This window comes from Hydrogenophaga aromaticivorans (assembly GCF_013387465.1).
GTDB lineage: Bacteria > Pseudomonadota > Gammaproteobacteria > Burkholderiales > Burkholderiaceae_C > Hydrogenophaga > Hydrogenophaga aromaticivorans.
On record NZ_VYGV01000006.1, the window covers coordinates 533,148 to 555,660 of the forward strand.

Here is a 22,513-nt window from a genome sequence, read left to right on the forward strand (position 1 = left end):
TGGCCATCAGGCGCCACCGTGCGCGGCCTTGACGGCCGCGCGGTCAATGCTATCGGCACCGCCCAAGGGGAGTGCCGGTACAAACACCACGTGCTTGGGTTTTTTGTAGCGTGCGATGCGACCGCCCACAAACTCGATCAACTCCTCGGCACTCAGCGTGCACCCTGCCTTCAGCACGCAGACCGCCTTGACCGCCTCGCCCCACTGAACGTCCGGCACACCGAGGACCACCACCTGCGCCAGCGCCGGGTGCTCCAGAATGGCCCGCTCGACTTCAGCCGGATAGACGTTCTCGCCCCCCGGCTTGATCAACTCCTTGGCCGGTGAACGCCCGCTGTACCAAAGGTAGCCCTCGGCATCGATGCGCCCCATGTCGCCCGTGTGGTGCCAGCCGTTGCGCAGCGTGAAAGCGTTGTCTGCTTCGCAGCGCCAGTAGCCCTGGAACACCATCGGACCCCGCACCACGATCTCGCCGGTGGCGCCGGTGGGCAACGGGCGGTCCAGTTCGTCCACCACTGCGACCGTGTTCAGCGCGGTGGGCCGCCCGGCGCTGCCGGGGCGCTCGTCAAATGGCGCCAGACTGACCGAGCCCGAGGTCTCGGTCTGGCCGTAGGCACTCCAGAAAGTCGCCTGGGGGCAGGTGGTGCGCAAGCGCGCGATGGTCTCGGGCACGTCGATTCCCGACACCACGCGCAGGCTGTCCAGTGCCGAGCCCTGGGCCGCTGCGGCGTCCAGCAGGGCGCCCAGCATCGGCGGGAAGGTGCCGATCAGGCTGCCGCCGTCCTCGTCGATATGCTTGACCAGGCTGGGCGGATCGAAACGTGTCAGCAGCAGCGTCGCCCCGCCCGCCTGATGCGTGGCCAGCATGAAGCCGATGGCGGCCACGTGAAACAGCGGCAAGACGCCCAGATTGACATCTGACGTGGTCAACCGCCAGGCCAGTTGCGTCTGCAGGCTGGCGGCGATCAGGCCGCGGTGCGAGAGCAGCGCGCCGCGCGGCCGCCCGCCCACGGCGGCGGTGTGGATGATGACGAGCCCCTCATCGTCATTCAGATCGGCGGGCGGCACGGTGCGATCGAGATACAGCGCACTGACGGGTTGCCAGGGCGCTGGCGCGGCGCCCAGCGTGTAGCGCAGCGTGTCGTCCAGGCCGCTCTGCGGCAGCAGGGCCTGGAATTCATCGGCGACGATCAGCACCCGCGGTGCCACGTCCTCGATGACGTAGGCCACCTCCTCGGCCGACAGCCGCCAGTTGATCGGCACCACGATCGCGCCCAACTGGGCGGCGGCGCCGAACAGGTCGACGTATTCCAGGCCGTTGGGGGCCAGTATCGCCAGCCGGTCACCCTGCCCTACGCCTGCGGCCGCCAGACCAGCCGCCAAGCGCGCCGTGCGCTCGGCATACTGGGCGTGCGTGACCCGCTGATCGCCGAACAGCAGGGCGGTGTTCGATCCGTACAATTTCGCGTTACGGTTGATGAGATCGTGCAGCGTAAAAGATCGCAAACTCATTCCATGCTCCTCGTTCAGATTCAGCTTCGACTCGCCGGAGGCGGCGCCGGCGGCATCACTTCGTGCAGAAACGCCGCCACGCTGGCGGCGAAGGCGTCGTTGGCATCACCGGCGATCATGTGGCCGGCGCCCTTGAGGTCGACAAAGCGCGCCCGCGGCAAGGTTTGCACCAGGGCGCGCGCATCTTCTTCGCTGATCACGTCGCTGCGTTGGCCGCGCAGCAGCAGGGTGGGCGCCTGCAGACCGCGCAAGGCGCGCTCGTAGCCATCCGCGTCGCGCCGGTGGTTGTGGTTGGCCTCGCTCATCAGTTGCGGGTCCCAATGCCAATTCCAGCGGCCTTGCACATTCATGCGCAGGTTTTTCTTCAGGCCCTCGATCGGTCCTTCCATTGGCCGCCCACGGTAGTCAGCGATGTGTTGCGCGGCTTCTTCCAGCGACGCAAAACCATCGGGCCGCGCCCGCATGAAACTGACGATGCGATCGACACCGGCTTCTTCCATGCGCGGCGCAATGTCCACCAGCACCAGCGCGTTGATCGACGGCGCATCGGCGCGGCCGACTGCGGCCATGCTAATGAGGCCGCCCAGCGAAGCGCCGACCACCGCCAGCGGCGTGCCCAGTTCGCGCCAGATGCAGCACATGGTGTCGGCCAGCGTCTCGATGCGGTAGTCGCCATCCTTGGACCAGGCACTGTCGCCGTGGCCCGGCAAGTCCAGCGCCACGGTGTACCAGCCGGCATCGCCCAGCACCTGCGCCGCCTTGCCCCAGGCATGGCGGGTTTGTCCGCCACCGTGCAGCAGCAACACCGCGGGCGCCCCGACCGGGCCATAGACATCGGCCACCAGGGAGCCGCCGGCGAAGCCGGGAAATTCCCGGCGCGTCGTCATGATGACGCGCCCACTTCCTGCGCGAAGTCGGCCCCGCTGTCCACTATCTGTCCCCAGTCGGCGAACGTTTTGTAATGTGCGCGCCACGAGGCCAGCAGCTCATCGCGCGGCAAGTCGGCGTAAGTGCCGTGGTCGTGCACATACTCCATGTGCCTGCGGCCGCTGACATCGAATTCATGAAAGACCGAATCGGCACGGCCATCGAATTCCAGTGGATGGATGCCGGCCTTCTCGCACAAGGAGCGGTTGAAGGCGGGCGTGGCTTTGAGCCACTGCCCGTCAACCCACAGCTCGGTGTAGCCGTGAAAGACGAACAGATCGGTGCCCATCATGTCTTGCAGGCGCTTGCTGCTCAAGTGGTTGCGAACGTCGGCATAGCCCAGCCGTGCCGGCACGCCCAGCACACGGGCAGCCGCTGCCAGCAGCGCCGCCTTGGGCACGCAAAAGCCACGCCCGGCCTCGATCACGCGGCTGCCCTTCAAGCCCTCGACCGTGATGTCAAAGTAGTAGGGGTCGTAGAGAAACTCGTCGCGCACGGCGTAATAGAGCTTGACAGCGATCTCGCGCGGCGTCATCGCGGGGTCGGCCACCCGGCGCGCGAACGCGATCACCGCCGGGTGATCGCTGTCCACGTAGCGGCCGGGCGCGAGATAAGCCGACGGATCGTTCGTGTTTGTGGTTTGCATCGTCGCGTCCATGTCATTCATCCTTGACGCTCAGGCACTTCGGCGGCTTGGCCAGGGCAAAGCCGTTGAAGGGTTTGGAGCGATCCGTCGGCTTCAGCTTCCAGGTCTGACGGGCATTGGGCACACCGCCATCGACGCGGATGAAGGAGCCGGTGATGTAGGCCGCCGCCTCGGACAGCAGGAACACGATGGCCGCCGATACTTCGGCCTCGGTGCCGTAGCGCTGCAGCGGCACACTCTTCATCAAAATGCTGAACTTGGCCTGCATCTCGGGCTCGTAGGTGTCAAAGCCGCTGCTGGCCACAAAGCCCGGCGCCACCGCGTTGACGCGCACGCCCGACTCGCCCCATTCGCAGGCAGCCGTTTCGGTGAACGACAGCATGCCGGCGCGCGCGGCGCCGCTGTGTCCCATGGTGGGCATGCCCATCCACATGTCGGCGATGATGTTGACGATGGAGCCGCCGTGCGCCTCCATCCACTGCGTGTAGACCTCACGCGAGACGAGAAAGCCTCCGGTCAGGTTGCTGCGCACCACCGCCTCCCAGCCCTTGAGGCTGATGTCCTTGACCGGCTGCGGGTACTGGCCGCCGGCGTTGTTGACCAGGCCATCGATCCGGCCGTGCTGCGCAATCACGTCGGCAACCAGGGCCTTGACGCCCGGCTCGTCGCGGATGTCGCAGACATGGATGCTGACTTTGCCGCCCGCCGCTTCGATCTCGGCCTGCACCGCCTGCAGCTTCTCGATCTTGCGGCCCACCAGCGCCACGCTGGCGCCCAGGTTGGACAGCTCGTGCGCGGTGCAGCGGCCGATGCCGCTGCCGCCGCCGGTGACGATCACCGTCTGACCGGCAAAGAGGCCGGGGCGAAACACGGATTTGTAAACAGATTGACTCATGGACTTGTCTCCTTCGTAATGAGCTCAGGCTCGCAGCATGAAATTGCCGTGACCAAGGGCAATGGGCTTATCGGGGCTGGATTGCCATGCCTGGATGCGCAGATTCGCCACCCGCTGGCCCAGCTTGACCATCACGACGTTGGCATAGGTGTCCTGCGGACGGCCCGAGCGCAGATAATCGATGTTGAAATCGATGGTCTTGGGCAAGTCCCGGCTGTCCATGTGCCACAGCAGGTAGAACAATCCGGCGCACTCCAGAAACCCCCCGGTGGCTCCGCCATGCAGAGCCGGCAGGATGGGGTTGCCTATCAGTTTTTCCTGGAATGGCAGGACGCAGGTGAACTCCTCGCCCTTGACATCGATGCGCAAGTCCAGAAAACGCGCAAAGGGCACCGCCCGGATCACTTCGCTCCAGTCACCCTGGGCGCGCGCATGGTCAATTTGTTCGGTCCATTTCATCGTGGCACATCCTCGTTGCGCAATACCGGTCGCCCGGAAGTAAACATGTAAATGCCGACGGCGGTGGCAATTGGGTCGTCCGGCGTGTCGTGGTAAGCAGCGCCTCGGACGAACGCCAGTTCTGCAGTCAGCTTGTAGCAAACGGCCCCTCCCAGAATCGCACGCCCGGGCGTGGCGGGCTTGAGGTAGTCGATGCGCAAGTCCAGCGTGGCCATCGGCCGTATCTCCGGCAGCTTGACGAAAATCGCGAATCCGAACGCTGCGTCGAGCAGCGCAGTGATCACGCCGCCATGCAAAACCCTGGTCTGCGGATCGCCCACCAGCGCTTCCTGATACTCGACCTTGAGCACGCACCAGTCGGTTCGCACCGCGTGCGGCAGGAGGCCCAGTTCGCGGTTATACGGAGACACATGGGCAAACTTCTGCCATCGCTTGGCGATTTCTTCTTCGTTGATGGTGTGTGTTTCTGTCATCTCGACATATCTCCAGACAAGGTGAGGGTGGGCTCTTCGCCGGCCGCCGTCACCGGATACCAGCGGGTCGCGGCTGGCGTTTCTTCATGGCGCACGTAGCCGGAGCGCTCCAGCCACAGCAGGTGCGCCAGGGTTTCGCCCATGGCCAGGTAAGCATGCAGCGGGTCGCTCTGCGCGCCATAAACGGCGTAGCCGAGTTCGGTGGCATTCATGCCCCCCGCGCCCAGGCGCGCCATGAACTTGCGCAACGCTTTTTGATGGTGCGCCACCAGTCCGTGCGCGCGCTTGACCCCGGCGTGGTAGACGTCGTGATGGGCCGGCAGCACGTGCTCGATATCCAGCGTGGCAATGGTGCGCAGGCTGTCCAGATAGCGCGGCAGCGGATCGGTTTCGCCATAGGGCCAGACGCCGATGTTGGGCGTGATGCGTTCGAGCAACTGGTCGCCCGTGAGCAGCAGCTTCAACTTGGGCGCATACAGGCAAATCTGTGCAATGCTGTGACCGCCCAGCACCAGCACCTCGAACACATGCTCGCCGATGCGCAGCGTCTGGCCGGCTTCGAGCGGCTCGACGCGCGCCGGCACGGCGCAGGCCATGTTGCTTTGCAAGACCCCGCCCACCACCTGTTGCGCATCCTCCGGCGCCACCCCATGGCGGCACATGAAGTCGATACAGTAGGCGCGGTCGTCGGCGCTGGGCACGTGCGTCTGCCCCGCCACCGTCCGTTCTTCCTCGCGCATCAGGATGGTAGCGCCGGTGCGCTCGTGCAGCCACACTGCCAGCCCGAGGTGGTCGGGGTGGTGGTGCGAGACGATGATGCGCGTCAGGCCGGCCGCTAGTGGTCCCTCCAGGGCGCGCAGCCACAGCGCACGGGCGGCTTCGCAGTCGGCACCCGTGTCGAATAGGCACCAACCCTCGCTTTCGCGAATTAGGTAGATGTTGACGTGGTCGATGCCATAGTCCACCGGCAGCGTGAACATCAGGATGCCGGGCAAGACCTCCTTCAGCGGCAGCTCGACCGGCTCTTCCATGACTGAAGTAGCTTGAGAGGTGCTCATGTTCACAACCGTTTCGCCACTTCTTCGAGCATGACCTCGGTGGCACCGCCACCGATGGCCTGGACACGGGCGTCGCGCACCATGCGCTCGATCGGCGTCTCGCGCATATAGCCAGCGCCACCGTGGAACTGCTGACAGTCATAGACCACGTCGTTGAGCAGCTCGCCGCACAGCGCCTTGACCATCGACACTTCCTTGACGCACTCGCGCCCCTTCGCATCGAGCCAGGCAGCGTGGTAAACCAACTGACGGGCCGCCTCGACCTGCGCTGCCCGCATGGCCAGGCGCTGGCGGATCGCCTGCTTGTCCCACAGCGTGGCGCCGAAGGCCTTGCGCTCGCGCACATAGGCCAGCGTCAGCTCGATCGCACGCGCGGCTTCGCCCATCATCTGCGCACCCAGCACCATGCGCTCGTTCTGGAAATTGCGCATGATCTGGTAGAAGCCCTTGTTCTCTTCGCCCAGCAGATTGGCGGCCGGGATGCGGCAGTCTTCGAACACCAGTTCGGCGGTGTCGCTGCACAGCCAGCCGCTTTTCTTTAACGCGCGCCCGACTCGAAGGCCCGGCGTACCCTTCTCGACGATGAAGATCGAGATACCGCGCGAGCCCTTGGCCGTCGGGTCGGTCTTGGCGGCGACGAAGTACACGTCACCATGCACGCCGTTGGTGATGAACATCTTGCTGCCATTGATAACCCAGTGGTCTCCGTCGCGCACCGCGCGGGTGCGGATGCCAGCCACGTCAGAGCCTGCATCGGGCTCAGTGACCGCCACGGCACAGATCTTCTCGCCGCGCATGATGGCGGGCAGGTAGCGCGCGAGCTGCTCTGGCGTGCCAAAGTTGGCCAGGTGCGGCGAGGCCATGTCGGTGTGCACCATCACCGTCACGGCAAAGCCGCCGTACGTGGAGCGACCGAGTTCTTCGGCCAGGATCGCGCTGTACACCGTGTCAAGATTCGAGCCGCCGTATTGCTCGGCGTAACGCACGCCGAGGTAGCCGAGCTCACCCATTTTTCTCAGCACCGCACGCGGCACCATGCCTTCCTCTTCCCAGGGCGCTGCCTGTGGCACCACCTCCTGCTCGACAAAGCGGCGCAGGTTGTCCCGGAACTGCCGGTGTTGCTCGTCAAAATAAATCGGCTCGTTCATTGCTTTTCCTCAGATTCCATTGCTTCCATGATCACCAACACATCGCCACCGCGCACCGCGTCACCGACGCGGCAGCGCAACTCGCTGACCCGGCCCGCCGCGGGCGCGCTGAGCGTGTGCACCATCTTCATCGCCTCCATCTGCACCAGCGTGTCGCCCGCGTTCACCGTCATGCCCACACTGATTTGCACCTGCGTCACCAGACCGGGCATGGGCGCGAGCAGGCGATTGCCGCCCCGCTCATCATCGGCGCCCGCCGCGCCCTTGAGTGCGCGCTGCCAGCGGTCGAGCCGGCGCCAGGCCCACGTGCTGCCCGGCCCGGCCAGCCACACGCGTTCGCCCTGCGTAGCGTGCTGTTCCAGTGCCACCGTGAAGCGCACCGTCAGGCCGTCGCGCTGCAGCGCCAGGGTGTCGCCAACCAGCGTCGCTGCCAGGTTCAGTTCCAGATCGCCGACGTGCACGCGCCAGCTGTCACCCTGCGGCGAGACGCTGACTTCATGCACGCAGCGCTGCTCGTCTTCCAGCAGCACCTGCGTGCTGCCAGTGCCACTCCCGGCGCCGGTCGCGCGCCAGGCCCCGAGCGACTGCCAGGCCGAGCGCCCGGCCGCCGCCTGCTGGGTCAGCACGCCGTGCACGGCGGCAGCGGCGATGGCCAGCCCATCGTCCGCGCGCGGCTGCCAGCCTGCGGGAAAGGCGCGTTCGATGTAGTGGGTGCTGAGTACTTGCGCGAAGTGGTCGTGGCGCAGCAGATCGGCCAGAAAACCGAGGTTGCTGTGCACGCCGAGCAGCACCGTGTCGTCCAATGCCGCGGCGAGCCGCCGTGCGGCGGTTGGTCGGTCGTCGGCATGGGCAATCACCTTGGCCAGCATGGAGTCGTAGTAGGGCGTCACCTGACTGCCGCTGCGCACGCCGCTGTCCACCCGGACACCCTCGCCGCGCGGCTCGTGGTAGCCGATCAGGGCGCCGATCTCGGGCGCAAAACCGGCCGCCGGATTCTCCGCACAAACACGCGCCTCGATCGCGCAGCCACGCTGCGACAGGTCCGGCTGGGCAAAGCCGAGCGGCTCACCTGCGGCCACCCGCAGTTGCCATTCGACCAGGTCGATGCCGACCGTCAACTCGGTCACCGGGTGCTCGACCTGCAGCCGGGTGTTCATTTCCAGGAAGAAGGAGTCTCCGCTGCGGCTGTCGTGGATGAACTCGATGGTGCCGGTGCTGTCGTAGCCGATGGCGCGCCCCATCGTCAGCGCGTGCGCGAACAGCGTCTCGCGCACGGCGGGCGGCAGGTGCGGCGCGGGTGCTTCCTCAATCACTTTCTGGTGGTTGCGCTGGATCGAACATTCGCGCTCGAACAGATGCACCAAGTGCCCGTGCTTGTCGCCCAGCAACTGCACTTCGAGGTGGCGCGGCTCGTCCAGGTAGCGTTCCAGCAGCACGCGGTCGTCGCCGAACGAAGCCTTGGCTTCGCGTCGCACGGTGGCCAGCGCGGCCGCGAATTCAGCCGCGCTACGCACCACCCGCATGCCCTTGCCGCCGCCGCCGGCCGAGGCCTTGATCAGCACCGGGTAGCCAATGCCATCGGCCGCCGCCTGCAAGACCGCAGGGTCCTGGTCGTCGGCGTGGTAGCCCGGCACCACCGGCACGCCGGCGTCGAGCGCGATGCGCTTGGATTCGATCTTCGAGCCCATGCGCTGGATCGCGTCGCGCGAGGGACCGACAAAAATGAGCCCGGCGGCTTCGCAGGCATCGATCAGGGCCAGGCTTTCCGACAAAAAGCCGTAACCCGGATGAATGGCCTGCGCACCGGCGGCACGGGCCGCGGCCACGATGGCCGTGGCATCGAGGTAGCTGCGCGCGGCCTCGGGCGCTCCGATGCGCACGGCCGTGTCGCACAGGGCCACGTGCAGCGCCTCGCGGTCGGCGTCGGAATAGACTGCCACCGTGCGCAAGCCCATGCGGCGCGCGGTGCGGGCGATGCGACAGGCAATCTCGCCGCGGTTGGCAATCAGTAGAGTTTCAAACATAGTCAATGTGTCTCTGTTGGGCGCCTTGCGCTCGACCTCAGGCCTGCCGCCACGCCGGCAGACGCTTGCCAAAGAAGGCGGCGATGCCGTCGCGCCCTTCTTCGGTTTCCCAGGCGTCGGCCAGTTTGTCGGCGGTGTAGATCATGTTGGTGGGCAGGTCGTGCGCCTGCACATAGGCCACCAGTTTCTTGGTGGCCGCCACCGCGCCGGGCGCGCACTGCAGCAGGTCGGCGAGTTCGCGTTCAATGGCAGCGTCGAGCTGATCGGCGGCCACCACTTCTGAGAGCAGGCCCAGGCGCTGCGCCTCTGCCGCGCCCATGCGGCGCGCCGTCAGGAAGGTGCGCCGGGCGTTGGCCTCGCCCATGCGCGCCACCACGTAGGGCGCAATATTGGCCGGCAGCAGGCCCAGGCGCACCTCGGTCAGCGAATAGACACCGGTATCGACCGCGATCGTGATGTCGCAGACCGAGATCATGCCGACGCCGCCGCCATACGCGGGGCCATTGATGCGGCCAATGACAGGCATAGGCAGCTCGTTCAGGGCGCGCAGCATGAGCGCCAGATCGCCGCTTTCGCCCACGCGCTCGGTCCGGCTCTTTTTCATGTTGTCCTGCATCCAGCCCAGGTCGCCGCCGGCGCAAAAGGTCTTGCCGGTGCCGGTGAGCACCACCGCGCGCACGCCCGGCGCTGCGGCCAGCCAATCGACGGCACGACGCAGCTCGCTGATCAGGGTGGCGTTGAGCGCGTTATGAGTGTCGGGGCGGTTGAGCGTGAGGCGGGCCACGCCGCGCGCGTCGACGACCAGTTGCAGGGTCTCGTAGGTGGGGGTGTTCATAGAGGTTCTCTTACATGCGGTAAACAGGGGTTGCCGTACTCGGCAACGCACGGCGCGCCGCCAGCGCCAGCGCCAGGCCCAGCACGTCGCGCGAGGCCGAGGGTTCGATCAGACCGTCGTCCCACAGCCGGGAGGTGGCGTAATAGGGATCGCTCTGGCGCGCGTACTGCTCGCGTACCTTGCGTTCGATATCCAGCAGCCGCGCCTCATCAGCCGGGCCGCGCAGGTTAGAGCGCGCCAGCTCGACCATCACGTTGCTGGCAATGTCGGCGCTCATCGTGGCCACTCTGGCACTGGGCCAGGCGAACAGGAATTCGGGCTCAAAGCCGCGGCCGCACATGCCGTAGTTGCCGGCGCCATAAGAGCCGCCAACCACCAACGTGAGCTTGGGCACGCGCGCGCAGGCCATGGCATACACCATCTTGGCGCTGTGCTTGGCAATACCGCCACGCTCGGCCTCGGTGCCCACCATGAAGCCGGGAATGTTTTGCAGGAACAGCAGCGGCACGCCGCGCTGGTTGGCCAGTTCGATGAAATGCGCGCCCTTCAGGGCCGACTCGGCCAGCAGCGCGCCGTTGTTGGCGAGGATGGCGACCGGCTGGCCGTGGATCGCGCCAAAGCCGGTCACCAGCGTATCTCCCCACAACGGTTTGAACTCGTGGAAAGCGCTGCCGTCGAGCAGCCGCGCAATGATTTCGCGCGCGTCGTAGGGCTGTTTGGGGTCGACCGGTACGACGCCATCGAGCTCAATCGGGTCGTAACGTGGTGCGCTGGGCGGCAGCGGCGGCACCATGGGCGGCTCGGGCGGCAGGCTGGCGACGATCTGACGGAGCATGGCCAGCGCCTGATGCTCGTCCTCGGCCAGGTGGTCGCTGACACCGGAGACACGGCTGTGCATCTCCGCGCCGCCCAGGGTTTCGCCGTCGACCACTTCGTTGATCGCGATCTTGACGATGGACGGGCCACCCAGATGAATGCGTGCGTTACCGCGCACCATCACCACTTCGTCCGACAGCGCGGGAATGTAGGCGCCGCCCGCGGTGCAGCCGCCGAACACGGCCGAGAGCTGCGGCAGGCCGGCCTGCGACATGCGGCACTGGCGGTGGAAGCTGTTGCCGAAGTGGTCCTTGTCGGGAAACACGCGGTCCTGCTCCGGCAGAAAGGCACCGCCGCAGTCCACCAGGTACAGGCAGGGCAGTCGCAGGCGCTCGGCGATTTCCTGCGCCCGCACGTGTTTCTTGACGGTTTCATGGAAGAACGAGCCGCCCTTGACGGTGGCGTCGTTGGCGATGAACATGCACGGCCGCCCGGCCACCATGCCGACGCCGGTGACGATGCCCGCACCCGGCACCTCGTTGCCATACTGATCCCAGGCCGCCAGCGGCGAGAGTTCCAAGAAGGCGCTGCCGTCATCGACGATGAAGTCGATGCGCTCGCGCACCAGCAGCTTGCCGCGCGCGTGGTGGCGCCCGATGTGCGCATCACGCCCGCCAGTGGCCACCCCGGACAGGCGTGTGCGCAAGGTCTCGACCTGGGTGCGGCCGTGCGCCAGCGCCTGGTGGTAGGAATCGCTGCGGGTGTCGATACGGCTTTCTAGGGATGTCATCTGTGTCATCTTTTCGTTGCAGCGAGCGAGCCGCTGTGCATCACATGGCCTGACAGGGAGCGCCCGATGATGCGTTCGGCCAGCCGCGCCGCCTCGATCAGCGCCTCCAGGTCGATCCCGGCCTCGATGCCCAGTTCCTGGCACATGAAGACCATGTCTTCGGTGCAGATGTTGCCGGCCGCGCCACCGTGCGTGTGACCCGCGAACGGACAACCGCCCAGACCGGCGACCGAACTGTCGAACAGCCGCACGCCCATTTGCAAGGCGGCATAAACGTTGGCACCGCCGACGCCGCGCGTGTCGTGCAGGTGCAGGCCCATCTGCGCCTGCGGCACGATCTCGCGCACCGCGCCGACGCGGCGCTTGATCTCCTCGGGATGGGCCCAGCCCATGGTGTCGGCCAGGTAGACCGCCGGCAGCGGCACACGCCGGTCGGCGCAGGCATCGACCAGCCAGCGCACCTGATCGGTCACGGCCGACAGCGGCACGGCACCACCGAGATTGCAGCCAAAGGCCGTGATCACGTAAGCCTTCTCCACCGGAATGCCCAGGGCGATGTAGCGGTCCAGCCAACCGAGCTGGCGTTCACGCATCTCGGCCACGCTGCAGTTGTTGTTGCGCTGCGAAAACGGCTCGGTGGTGTAGAACATCAGCTTGCCGTCCAGGTCCACCTGTTCGCAGGCACGCGCGCGCTCGAAACCGTTGTCGTTGAGCCAGAGCGCCGTGTAGCGGGTGCCAGGGCGCTTGGTGATGGCGGCAAACAGTTCGGATGCGTCGGCCATCTGCGGCACCGCGCGCGGACTGACGAAGGACGCCACCTGGATCTGCTTCAGGCCCGAGGCGCTCAAAGCATCAATCAGCGCGGCGCGATCAGCCAGTGGATAGGTTGTTGGCTCCATCTGGAAGCCCTCGCGCGGGCCCTCCTCATGGAACTCGACGGAGGTAGGTAAGTTGCTCATTGCTAACATCTCCTTTGATCAAACCGGACTGACTTCGGCCAGCACCTGGTGGCGCTCGACCATGTCGCCGACCCGGCAGCGCAGGCCGCTCAGGCTGCCGTCGAACGGCGCCGTGACGTGCAATTCCATCTTCATCGATTCGAGCACGATCACGGTCTGGCCGAGGACAACCGTCTCGCCGACCGCGGCCTTGACTGCCACCACCTTGCCCATCATCGGCGCGCCCAGCTGGCCGCTGGCGGCGGCGTCACCGGCGTCTCCGCCCAGATAGGGTTGCGCCGTGAACACGCTGCTGCCCAGCGCGCTGGCCAGTTCCACTTGCCCCGCGTCGCCCCGGATCGTCAGCTCCAGCGCCCGCCCGCCGCACTGCAACAGGGAGCGCCCAGCCGCGAGTGACTGCAGCGCAGCGCTGACCTGCTGCTCGCCTATGACCAGCACACTGCTGCCCTGGTCATCGCGCATCGAAAACCGCACGGGCCACTCCGCCGCGCCGGCCTTCAAAACCAGTGTCGGCTGGGGTGCGGCCTGAATCGGCCCACTGCGCAGGCGCCAGCCCGTGAAACCGTCCCCCAGGGTCCAGCAGCCCAGCGCGGGCGACTCGGCACGCCGTTGCGTCAGCCAGTGCAGCGCGGCCGCAGCCAGGTGCTCCAGCGGCGGCGCGGTGGGCGCCACCACGCCGCGCTGCGCGTGGCGCTCGTCGATCAGTCGGGTGTGAAAGGTGGCATCGCGGGTCTCCGGCCATTCCAGCAGTTCATGCAGGAATGCCAGGTTGGTGACCAGGCCGATCACCGTGCTTTCGCGCAATCCGGCCACCAGCGCCCGGCGCGCCGACTCGCGGTCGGCACCATGGGCGATGAGCTTGGCGATCATCGAGTCGTAGTGCGGCGAGATTTCGTCGCCGCTGTCCACCCCGGACTCGATGCGCACGCCAGCACGCGAAAAATCGACCACCTGCAGCTGCCCGGTGGCCGGCAAAAAGCCCGCGGCGGCGTCTTCCGCGCACAGCCTGGCCTCGAAGGCGTGGCCGGTGCACTGCACGTCGGTTTGCGCCAGCGGCAAGGTGCCGGTGGCGGCAATGCGCAATTGCAGCTCGACCAGATCGAGGCCGGTGACTTCTTCGGTCACCGGGTGTTCGACCTGCAGGCGCGGATTGACTTCCAGGAAATAATGTTCCTCGCCCGTGACGACAAACTCCACCGTGCCCAGGCCGCGGTAGTTCACGCCAGAAGCCAGCTTGACCGCGTCGGCCAGGATGGCCGCGCGTAGGCGCGGGCTGAGACCGCTGGACGGCGCTTCTTCGATCACTTTTTGGTGGCGCCGCTGCAAGGTGCACTCGCGCTCGAACAGGTGGATGGCGTGGCCCTGGCCATCACCGGCCACCTGCACCTCCAGGTGGCGCACCTGCGGCAGGTAGCGCTCGACGATCAGTTCGCCGTTGCCGAAGGCTTTTTCGGCCTCGCGCATGGCGCTCTCGATGCGCCCTTCCAGGCCGTCCAGCGTGTCGACCACCGCCATGCCGCGGCCACCGCCACCCGCCACGGCCTTGAGCAGCACGGGCAGCTTCATACCGCGCACCAGATTCAACACCTCGGCTGGGTCGGTCATGCCGCTTTCGCTGCCGGGAATGACCGGCACGCCGAGGCGGGCTGCCTCGCGCTTGGCATTGGCTTTGCCGCCAACGCGCTCGATGGTCTCGGCCCGAGGGCCGATGAAGGTCAAGCCAGCCGCATCCAGTGCGCGCACAAAGGCCGGGTTCTCCGAGACAAAACCATAGCCCGGATGAACGGCGTCTGCGCCGACGCGCCGGGCCGCCGCGATGATGGCATCGATGTTCAGATAACTCTCGCTGGGCGCTGCACCCCCGAGTTCGACCGATTCACCGATCTCACGCACATGGCGGGCAAACCGGTCGGCACTGGAGTGCACGGTGGCCACTTCCAGGCCGAGCTTGCGGCAGGTGCGGGCAATGCGGCAGGCGATCTCGCCGCGGTTGGCAATGAGGACTTTCTTAAGCATGCCCAACTCCTGCGGCGAAGTGGGTCATCAAGACGGTGTGGATGCGTTGCATGGCTGGCGTCCTGGTTAAAAACGGAAGACACCGAACGGCGTCGGTTTGGCGGCAGTACGGGAGGCGAGGTCGAGCAGCAGTCCCATGGCGTCGCGTGTTTCCACCGGATCGATGATGCCGTCCACCCACAAATTCGAGGAGAAGTTCGCAGCAGGCTGGAAGTCTTCGTAAATCTTGCGTACCGGCGCCTTGAACGCCTCTTCTTCCTCGGGCGTCCACTCTTTTCCCTCGGTCTTGTTGATCTGTTTGCGCACCAGTGCCATCACCGTGGCGGCCTGATCCGGACCCATGATGGCCGCGCGGCCGGTCGGCCAAGCAAACATCGCGGTCGGGTTGAACGGGCGGCCACACATCGCAAGGTAACCTGCACCGTAAGAGGCGCCCATGATGATGGTGTACTTGGGCACGTTGGCCGAGGCCATCGCCGTGATCATCTTGGCCCCGGCTTTGGCAATGCCAGCCTGCTCGGCGGCGCGCCCGACCATGAAGCCGGTCACGTCGGCCATGAACAGCAGAGGGATGTCTCGCTGGCAGCACAGATCGATGAAGTGCGCCGCCTTCATCGCGCTTTCCGGGAACAGCACGCCCTGGTTGGCCAGGATGCCAACCTCGTGGCCATGGATGCGAGCAAAGCCGGTCAGCAGGGTGTCGCCGTACATCGGCTTGAATTCCTGGAACCGGCTGTCATCGACGAAACGCGCCAGAATCTCGCGCGTGTCGGTCGGGATTTTGGTGTCGCGGCTGATGATGCCGTAAATCTCGCGCGGATCGAAGCGCGGAGGCACCGACGGCTGACGCGTCCAGCGTGGCTTGGGCTGCTCACCCAAGTCCCGTACGATTTCACGCGTGATGGCCAGCGCGTGGCGGTCATCTTCGGCAATGTGATCGGTGACGCCGCTGACGCTGCAATGCATCTTGGCACCGCCCAGCGACTCGGCATCCACCGTCTCGCCGGTGGCGGCAAAGGTCAGCTCGGGGCCGCCGAGGTACATATAGCCCTGCTCCTTGACAATCACCGCCTCGTCGCACAGCGCCGGGATGTAGGCGCCACCCGCCGTGCAAGGCCCCATCACCACGGCAATCTGCTGGATGCCTTCGGCCGACATGCGGACCTGGTTGTTGAAAATGCTGCCGAACTGCCCCACGTCGGGAAAAATGTTGGCCATCTCCGGCAGGAAGGCGCCACCGCTGTCCACCAGCGTGATGCAGGGCAAGCGGTGTGCCCAAGCAATTTGCTGCGCCCGCACATGCTTCTTGCAGGTCATGCCGTAGTAAGTGCCACCCTTCACGGTGGCGTCGTTGGCAATGATCATGCACGGACGGCCCTGCACCAGACCGATCCCGGTGATGATGCTGGCACCCGGCGGCACGCCGTCGTACATGCCCTCGCCGGCAAGCATGCCGACCTCTAGGAAAGGCGAACCTGGATCGAGCAGCACTTCGACGCGATGGCGCGGCAGGATCTTGTTGCGCGCCAGGTGTTTTTCCCGCGCTTTCGGGGGGCCACCGGCCAGCGCCAGTTGGCGACGGCTTTGCAGGTCCGCAATCACGGCCTGGTAGGCTTTTTGGTTGAGCCGAAATTCGTCGTCGGAAGTCGATATGCGGGAGGAAAGGATGGTCATATGTGATTGCGCCTATTCGCGAGACAAAGCATTCAGCCGCTCAGGCCTTGAACACCGGTGTACGGCGTGCCTCGAAGGCCGCCAGACCTTCGCTGACGTCGTCATCGAGCAGAGCCGCGCTGGCCAGGTCTTCCTCAAGCTGGAGACCGACCTCCGACGAACCCTCCATGCCTTGCCGTGCCAAACGTTTCATGGTGGCCATGCCGATGCGGCTGCGCGTGGCGATCTTGCTGCAATACGCCAGCGCCGCTTCACCCAACTGCTCAGGCTCGACCACATAGTTCACCAGCCCCCACTGCTCGGCGATGGCGGCATCGATCCAGCGCGCCGAAAAGAACAGGTCCAGGCCACGGCGCAGACCCGCAATGCGTGGCATGCGCTGGCTGCCGCCCCAGCCGGGAATCAGGCCGAACTGGGCATGCTGGTCGCCAAAGCGCGCGTCCTTGGCCGCAAAGATGATGTCGCAGGCCAGCATCAGTTCGCAGCCACCGGCCAGGGTCAGACCCTGGCAGGCCGCCACCACCGGCAAATCGCTGCGTTCCAGGCGCTTGAGCACGCTGTGACCATAGCTGATGAAGTGCTTGAGCCTGGCTGGATCGCCACGCAGCGACTTCACCTCATCCAGGTCGGCGCCGGTGCAGAAGTGCTTGCCTTGCGCCCGGATCAGAATGGCGCGCACACCGGAGTCGGATTTCTCGAACCCGTCGATGGCGGCCTCGATGGCCGCATGAACGGACATCGACAGGCAATTGAATTTTTCGGGGCGGGCTAACTCGATAATTCCAACGGCGCCGGCACGGCTGATCTCCACTGGGGATGTCTGAATCATTTCTTGCTCTCCTTGGCGTACTGCACGGCGGCGCGTCCCACGCGCTCGCGGGCAACGATCAGCTTCATGATTTGCGCCGTTCCGTCGCCGATTTCCAGGCCCATCACGTCGCGCAGGCGCTGCTGGTGAGGCAGGTCCATCGACCAGCCATAGTGCCCAAAGGTCAGCAGGCACTGGTGAATCGCGTCAAAAGCGGTCTTGGGGCCCATCCACTTGACCATGGCCGCTTCCGCGGTGTGCGGCTGACCGGCATCGCGCAGGGCCAGGCCGTGGTAGCAGAGCTGGCGGCAAGCGGCGATCAGGGTCTCGAACTCGACAAGGGGAAAGCTCACGCCCTGGTACTGCGCCAGCGGCGCGCCAAAGGTCTGGCGTTCCTTCACGTATTCCCAGGCTTCGTCGATCGAGGCCTGCGCGGCGGCCACGCACTGCAGCGCGATCAGGATGCGGCTGAAGTCAAAGCCCTGCATCACCTGCGTGAAGCCTTTGCCCTCCTCGCCCAGCCGGTTCTCGACCGGCACCCGCACATCGTCGAAAAACACCGAACCACGGCCGATGATCTTGCTACCAACATCGTTGAAGCGCGTGCGTTGCACGCCGGGCTGATTCAGATCGACCAGGAAGGCGCTGATGCCTCGTGCGACATCCTCGGGCTTGCCGGTGCGTGCGAACAACACCATGGCATCGGCCTGGTCGGCAAAAGTGATGGAGGTTTTCTCGCCGGAAAGCACGTACTCGTCGCCCACGCGACGCGCCTTGAGTTGCAGATTGGCGGCATCCGAGCCGCCCCGTGGTTCGGTCAGACCCAGCGCGACGATGGCCTCGCCCGCCACGATCCGGCTGTTCCAGGTGCGCGCCAGCTCGGGGGACGCATTGGCATGGATGATGGCGCCCATCAGCGAACTGAGCAGCTGCATGTAGCTGACGTTGAAGTCACCATAGGCAATTTCCTCGGTGATCATGCCGGCCGTGACGCCACTGAGGCCCAAGCCGCCATATTCCTCGGGCAGATCAACACCGATCAGACCGAGCGAACCCATTTCCTTGAACAAGGCCCGGTCGATGCCAGGTTGCGATTCGCGCTTCTGGTAATCGGGCCTGAGCTTCTCTCGTGCAAAGCGGCGCGCCACGTCACGCAGCGCCATCTGGTCGTCGTCGAACATCATGGGAAATCTCCTGATTGACTGTTGTCTGTAGTCGAAGTCGCCGCCTGCATCGCACCGTCAATCGGGAAGAAGAATTTGAGGTGCTCGCCAATTGCATGGCTGGTCGACGCCGTATGATATATCATCGAACAGGTGTTAGTTAGATTATTAAAAAGGCGTTCTCCATGTCCACCGAAGCCACCGTTTTCTTTCCGACGCTGCTCTCCGCGCTGAAGGTCGGCGCGCACACCCTTGGCAACCGGACGCTGATGGGATCGATGCACACCCGCCTGGAGTCGCTGGACCGGTCGATCGACCGGCTGTCCCTGTTCTATGCCGAGCGCGCACGCGGTGGCGCTGGCCTGATCGTCACGGGCGGCTATGCCCCCTGCCAGGATGGCCTGCTGGATGAAACCGGTCCCCTGCTGGTCACGACGGCACAAGCCGATGCGCTCAGACCGATCCCGCAGGCGGTGCATGCCGAGGGCGGCAAGATCATTCTGCAAATCCTGCACACCGGGCGCTACGCAAAAATCGCCAGACCCGTGGGCGCCTCCGACATCCCCTCCCCGATCAACCCGCGGGCGCCGCGCGCCTTGAGCACGGCCGAAGTCTGGCAAACGGTGGAGGACTATGTCCGCTGCGCCGAACTCGCGCAACGCGCCGGCTTCGATGGCGTCGAGATCATGGGCTCGGAGGGCTACCTGCTCAACCAGTTCACCGTCACGCGCACGAACAACCGCAGCGACGAATTTGGCGGCAGCATGGAAAGTCGCCACCGCCTGCCGGTGGAGATCGTGCGGCGCACGCGCGAGCGCCTGGGGCCGCCGTTTCTGCTCATGTATCGGGTGTCGGCGCTCGATCTGGTCGAGGGCGGCGCCCCGTCTGACGACATCATCCAGCTCGCCCAGGCGGTGCAGGCCGCAGGCGCCGACATCCTCAACACCGGCATCGGCTGGCACGAAGCACGAATCCCGACCATTGCCTACGTGGTGCCGCGTGCCGCCTGGCGCTTTGCGGCGGCCCGCATCAAGAAAGCGGTGACGATTCCGGTCATCGTTTCCAACCGCATCAACACCCCGGAAGTGGCCGAAGAAATTTTGGCCAGCGGTGACGCCGACATGGTGTCGATGGCGCGCCCCTTCCTGGCCGATGCCGACTTCGTGCGCAAGGCGGCGCAGGGGCGCGCCGACGAGATCAACACCTGCATCGCCTGCAACCAGGCCTGTCTGGACTACATCTTCGCCGACCGCCCCGCCACCTGCCTTGTCAATCCACGCGCCGGCCGCGAGCTGGAGTTTTCGCTCTTGCCGCCACGGGCCGTGCCGCGCAAGGTGGCGGTGATCGGCGCCGGCGCGGCCGGGCTGGCCTGCGCGCTGACCGCTGCCGAACGCGGTCATGCGGTCACCCTGTTCGAGGCCGGACCCGAGATCGGCGGCCAGTTGAACCTGGCCCGGGCCGTGCCAGGCAAGCAGGAGTTCAATGAACTGCTTCGCTACTTCAAGCAGGGCGTGGCGCGGCACGGTGTGACGCTCAAGCTCAACAACCGAGCGGACGCCCCCTCTCTCGCTGCCGGTCACTACGACCGCATCGTGATCGCCGCTGGCGTGCGCCCGCGCCTGCCGCAAATCCCGGGTGTCACCCACCCCAAGGTGGTGAGCTATGCCGACCTGCTGTCGGGCCGGGCGCAGGCGGGCCACCGGGTCGCGGTCATCGGTGCCGGGGGCATCGGCTTCGACGTGTCCACCTTCCTGCTGCATGACGAGCATGCGGGTAAGGCGACCAACGCGCCCCAGACGGTCGAGCAGTTTCACGCTGAATGGGGTGTCGACACCTCGCCCTCAGCCGCTGGCGGCCTGAAACCGATGCAGCCGGTCAGCTCGCCACGCGAAGTTACCCTGTTGCAGCGCAAGCCGGAAAAACCCGGACGCAGCCTGGGCATGACCACCGGCTGGGCGCTCAAGGCCGAGTTGGCGCGGCGCGGCCTGCGCACGCTCTCGGGCTGCACCTATGAACGCATCGACGATGCCGGCCTGCACCTGAGCATCAACGGCATGCCGCAAACGCTGGCCGTGGACACCATCGTCCTGTGCGCCGGCCAGGACAGCGAGAACGCACTGGTTGCCGAACTGCGCGCGCTCGGCCTCGCGCCCGATGTCATCGGCGGTGCCGAGCTGGCCGCCGAACTCGACGCCTTGCGCGCCATTGACCAGGGCACACGCCTCGGTCTGGCGATCATCTGAAACCACTTCATTTCGAATGCGACAACACCGCATTCTCGCGCCGGGTTCAAAACTGGAGCAACTGATGGAAGAACAAACTGCTGACAACGTACGTTGGAGTGTGGCCGGGGATATTGGCCGGATCGTGCTCGACCGCAGCGACGGCCCTCACACGATCTCACTCGCGTCCACTGCTGCACTGGCCCGCGCAGTTGCCGAGATTGCCGCAGCAAAGCCGCGGGTCGTATTGCTGACCGGCAGCGGAACGATATTCTGCGCCGGCGGGGATATCGCCGAGATGCGCCAACACGCTGGAACGCTCGACGTCTATATTGACGAGCTCGTGGGCATCGCGCACCCGGCGCTACTGCGACTGTCGGAACTGCCGGTGCCGGTGGTGACGGCCATCAACGGCCCGGTCGGCGGTGGCGGCATCGGCTGGGCACTTTGCGGCGACTTCGCTCTGGCGGCAGCATCAATGAAGCTGCGCACGGGGTACGCAGCCATCGGCTTGTCCCCTGACATGGGCGCATCCCACTTCATCACCCGACGCATCGGCTCGCTGCGCGCGCGTCAGCTTCTCATGCTCAGTGACCCCATCGACGCTCGCCGATGCCTCGACTTCGGCTTGGTGGACGAAGTCGTGCCTGACGCCGAGTTGGGCGCTCGCGCCCAAACCCTGTGCGAGCGACTGGCCCGTGCGCCCACCGCCTCGATGGCTGGCATCAAGCAACTGTGCGAAGGCGCCGCGCGACGCAACCTGCACGAGCAAATGGCGCTCGAGAAGTCTCTGATTGAAGCTCGCGCCCGAAGTAGCGATGCAAGTGAAGGCGTGCAGGCCTTTCTGGAAAAGCGCGCCCCACGTTTCAGCGGGCGTTGAACAGCGTTCTCATCCATGAATTTCACACCCAACCCGGAACACGAAACCATCCGCGAAGCCATCGGCAAGATCTGCGCCCGCTTCGACGACAGCTACTGGCTCGAACGTGACCGGGTCGGTGGCTTTCCACATGAGCTGCACCGCGCTCTGGCCGACGGCGGCTGGCTCGGCGTTTGCCTGCCACAGGAGTATGGCGGTGGCGGACTGGGCATCAGTGAAGCGACCGTGATGATGCAGACCATCTCACAGTCGGGCGCCGGACTGTCTGGCGCATCGGCGGTGCACATGAACATTTTCGGTTTGCAGCCCGTGGCCGTGTTTGGCAACGAGGAGCAAAAACGCCGCATGCTGCCTCCGCTGATCCAGGGCAAGGAGAAAGCCTGTTTCGCCGTCACCGAGCCCAACACCGGCCTGAACACCACCCGCTTGAAAACCCGTGCGGAACGGGTTGGCGACCACTATGTGCTGTTCGGCCAGAAGGTCTGGATATCGACCGCCCAGGTGGCCGAGAAGATGCTCATTCTGGCGCGCACCACGCCGATTGAGGAATGCAAAAAACCGACCTTCGGCCTGAGCCTGTTCTACACAGACCTCGACCGCCGTTTTGTCGAGGTGCGCGAAATCGAAAAGATGGGGCGCAAGGCGGTCGACTCGAACGAACTCTTCATCGACGGCCTGCGGGTGCCGGTGGAGGACCGCATCGGCGAAGAGGGCCGCGGCTTTGAGTACATCCTGCATGGCATGAACCCGGAGCGGGTGCTGATCGCGGGCGAGGCCGTCGGCCTGGGTCGGGCGGCGCTGCAGGTGGCCGTCAACTACGCCCGCGAGCGCGTGGTCTTTGACAGGCCTATCGGGCAGAACCAGTCGATCCAGCATCCGCTGGCGCAATCATGGATGGAGCTGGAAGCCGCCGAAATGATGGCGATGCGCGCGGCCTGGAAATACGACAACGGCCTGCCCTGCGGCGCCGATGCCAATGCCGCCAAGTACATGGCGGCCGAGGCTGGTTTCAACGCCTGCCAGCGCGCCATGGCCACGCTGGGCGGCTATGGCTACGCCAAGGAATACCACGTCGAACGCTACCTGCGCGAGATGATGATTCCGCGCATCGCGCCGATCAGCCCGCAACTCATCCTGTGCTTCATCGCCGAGAAGGTGCTGGGGCTGCCCAAATCCTATTGACATTCACGACCAGCACCCACCCCATC

At 65.6% G+C, this 22,513-nt stretch carries 19 protein-coding genes; 3 read left to right on the forward strand and 16 right to left on the reverse strand.

Annotated elements, in window-relative coordinates; genetic code table 11:
• Positions 1-6: 6 nt before the first annotated feature.
• The 16 genes from F3K02_RS06880 to F3K02_RS06955 all read right to left on the reverse strand — a co-directional run bounded on the left by F3K02_RS06880 (position 7) and on the right by F3K02_RS06955 (position 18,224).
• Entirely contained in the window at positions 7-1,512 is a 1,506-nt protein-coding gene (locus tag F3K02_RS06880; RefSeq protein WP_127806019.1) for an AMP-binding protein, read from the reverse strand.
• Between the two features lie 20 nt (positions 1,513-1,532).
• Positions 1,533-2,399, reverse strand: a complete 867-nt coding sequence (locus F3K02_RS06885) for an alpha/beta fold hydrolase (RefSeq protein ID WP_127806020.1) — start codon at positions 2,397-2,399, stop codon at positions 1,533-1,535.
• The gene (locus F3K02_RS06890) at positions 2,396-3,097 is read right to left on the reverse strand and encodes a transglutaminase-like domain-containing protein (protein ID WP_177134604.1); all 702 of its coding nucleotides are present in this window, start codon (positions 3,095-3,097) and stop codon (positions 2,396-2,398) included. Before F3K02_RS06890 ends, F3K02_RS06885 begins: the two co-directional genes overlap by 4 nt.
• A 1-nt stretch (position 3,098) precedes the next feature.
• On the reverse strand, positions 3,099-3,980 hold the full coding sequence (locus tag F3K02_RS06895; protein WP_127806022.1) for an SDR family oxidoreductase: 882 nt from the start codon (positions 3,978-3,980) through the stop codon (positions 3,099-3,101).
• Between the two features lie 24 nt (positions 3,981-4,004).
• Positions 4,005-4,439 carry a PaaI family thioesterase gene (locus F3K02_RS06900; RefSeq protein WP_008905485.1) on the reverse strand — a complete coding sequence of 145 codons (435 nt, stop codon included), beginning with the start codon at positions 4,437-4,439 and terminating at the stop codon, positions 4,005-4,007.
• Positions 4,436-4,912, reverse strand: coding sequence for a PaaI family thioesterase (locus tag F3K02_RS06905; RefSeq protein WP_127806023.1), 477 nt, complete (start codon positions 4,910-4,912; stop codon positions 4,436-4,438). The genes F3K02_RS06900 and F3K02_RS06905 overlap by 4 nt, the downstream gene beginning before the upstream one ends.
• Positions 4,909-5,970 (reverse strand): MBL fold metallo-hydrolase, encoded by a 1,062-nt coding sequence (locus tag F3K02_RS06910; RefSeq protein WP_241559554.1) that lies wholly within the window; start codon positions 5,968-5,970, stop codon positions 4,909-4,911. The genes F3K02_RS06905 and F3K02_RS06910 overlap by 4 nt, the downstream gene beginning before the upstream one ends.
• A 2-nt stretch (positions 5,971-5,972) precedes the next feature.
• Complete coding sequence (locus F3K02_RS06915) at positions 5,973-7,118, reverse strand: acyl-CoA dehydrogenase family protein (protein ID WP_177134606.1); 1,146 nt, start codon at positions 7,116-7,118, stop codon at positions 5,973-5,975.
• On the reverse strand, positions 7,115-9,142 hold the full coding sequence (locus F3K02_RS06920) for an ATP-binding protein (RefSeq protein ID WP_177134608.1): 2,028 nt from the start codon (positions 9,140-9,142) through the stop codon (positions 7,115-7,117). Before F3K02_RS06920 ends, F3K02_RS06915 begins: the two co-directional genes overlap by 4 nt.
• 37 nt (positions 9,143-9,179) lie before the next feature.
• The gene (locus F3K02_RS06925) at positions 9,180-9,977 is read right to left on the reverse strand and encodes a crotonase/enoyl-CoA hydratase family protein (RefSeq protein WP_127806026.1); all 798 of its coding nucleotides are present in this window, start codon (positions 9,975-9,977) and stop codon (positions 9,180-9,182) included.
• Between the two features lie 10 nt (positions 9,978-9,987).
• Positions 9,988-11,583: a carboxyl transferase domain-containing protein gene (locus tag F3K02_RS06930; RefSeq protein ID WP_127806027.1), complete on the reverse strand. Its 1,596-nt coding sequence runs from the start codon at positions 11,581-11,583 to the stop codon at positions 9,988-9,990.
• Positions 11,584-11,588: 5 nt separating this feature from the next.
• Positions 11,589-12,542, reverse strand: a complete 954-nt coding sequence (locus tag F3K02_RS06935; RefSeq protein ID WP_127806028.1) for a hydroxymethylglutaryl-CoA lyase — start codon at positions 12,540-12,542, stop codon at positions 11,589-11,591.
• An 18-nt stretch (positions 12,543-12,560) separates the two neighbouring features.
• Complete coding sequence (locus F3K02_RS06940) at positions 12,561-14,558, reverse strand: acetyl/propionyl/methylcrotonyl-CoA carboxylase subunit alpha (protein WP_177134610.1); 1,998 nt, start codon at positions 14,556-14,558, stop codon at positions 12,561-12,563.
• A gap of 66 nt (positions 14,559-14,624) precedes the next feature.
• Positions 14,625-16,232, reverse strand: a complete 1,608-nt coding sequence (locus tag F3K02_RS06945) for a carboxyl transferase domain-containing protein (protein ID WP_008905476.1) — start codon at positions 16,230-16,232, stop codon at positions 14,625-14,627.
• A 40-nt stretch (positions 16,233-16,272) separates the two neighbouring features.
• The gene (locus tag F3K02_RS06950; RefSeq protein ID WP_177134612.1) at positions 16,273-17,061 is read right to left on the reverse strand and encodes an enoyl-CoA hydratase/isomerase family protein; all 789 of its coding nucleotides are present in this window, start codon (positions 17,059-17,061) and stop codon (positions 16,273-16,275) included.
• Positions 17,058-18,224, reverse strand: a complete 1,167-nt coding sequence (locus tag F3K02_RS06955) for an acyl-CoA dehydrogenase family protein (protein WP_008905474.1) — start codon at positions 18,222-18,224, stop codon at positions 17,058-17,060. Before F3K02_RS06955 ends, F3K02_RS06950 begins: the two co-directional genes overlap by 4 nt.
• Before the next feature lie 164 nt (positions 18,225-18,388).
• On the opposite strand from F3K02_RS06955, the gene F3K02_RS06960 reads away from it, so the two are divergent.
• The 3 genes from F3K02_RS06960 to F3K02_RS06970 all read left to right on the forward strand — a co-directional run bounded on the left by F3K02_RS06960 (position 18,389) and on the right by F3K02_RS06970 (position 22,487).
• Positions 18,389-20,446: an NADPH-dependent 2,4-dienoyl-CoA reductase gene (locus tag F3K02_RS06960; protein ID WP_177134614.1), complete on the forward strand. Its 2,058-nt coding sequence runs from the start codon at positions 18,389-18,391 to the stop codon at positions 20,444-20,446.
• A gap of 64 nt (positions 20,447-20,510) precedes the next feature.
• A complete protein-coding gene (locus F3K02_RS06965; protein ID WP_177134616.1) occupies positions 20,511-21,305 on the forward strand; it encodes an enoyl-CoA hydratase/isomerase family protein in 795 nt (264 codons plus the stop codon).
• Between the two features lie 15 nt (positions 21,306-21,320).
• Positions 21,321-22,487 carry an acyl-CoA dehydrogenase family protein gene (locus tag F3K02_RS06970; protein WP_177134618.1) on the forward strand — a complete coding sequence of 389 codons (1,167 nt, stop codon included), beginning with the start codon at positions 21,321-21,323 and terminating at the stop codon, positions 22,485-22,487.
• The last annotated feature ends 26 nt before the right edge of the window (positions 22,488-22,513 follow it).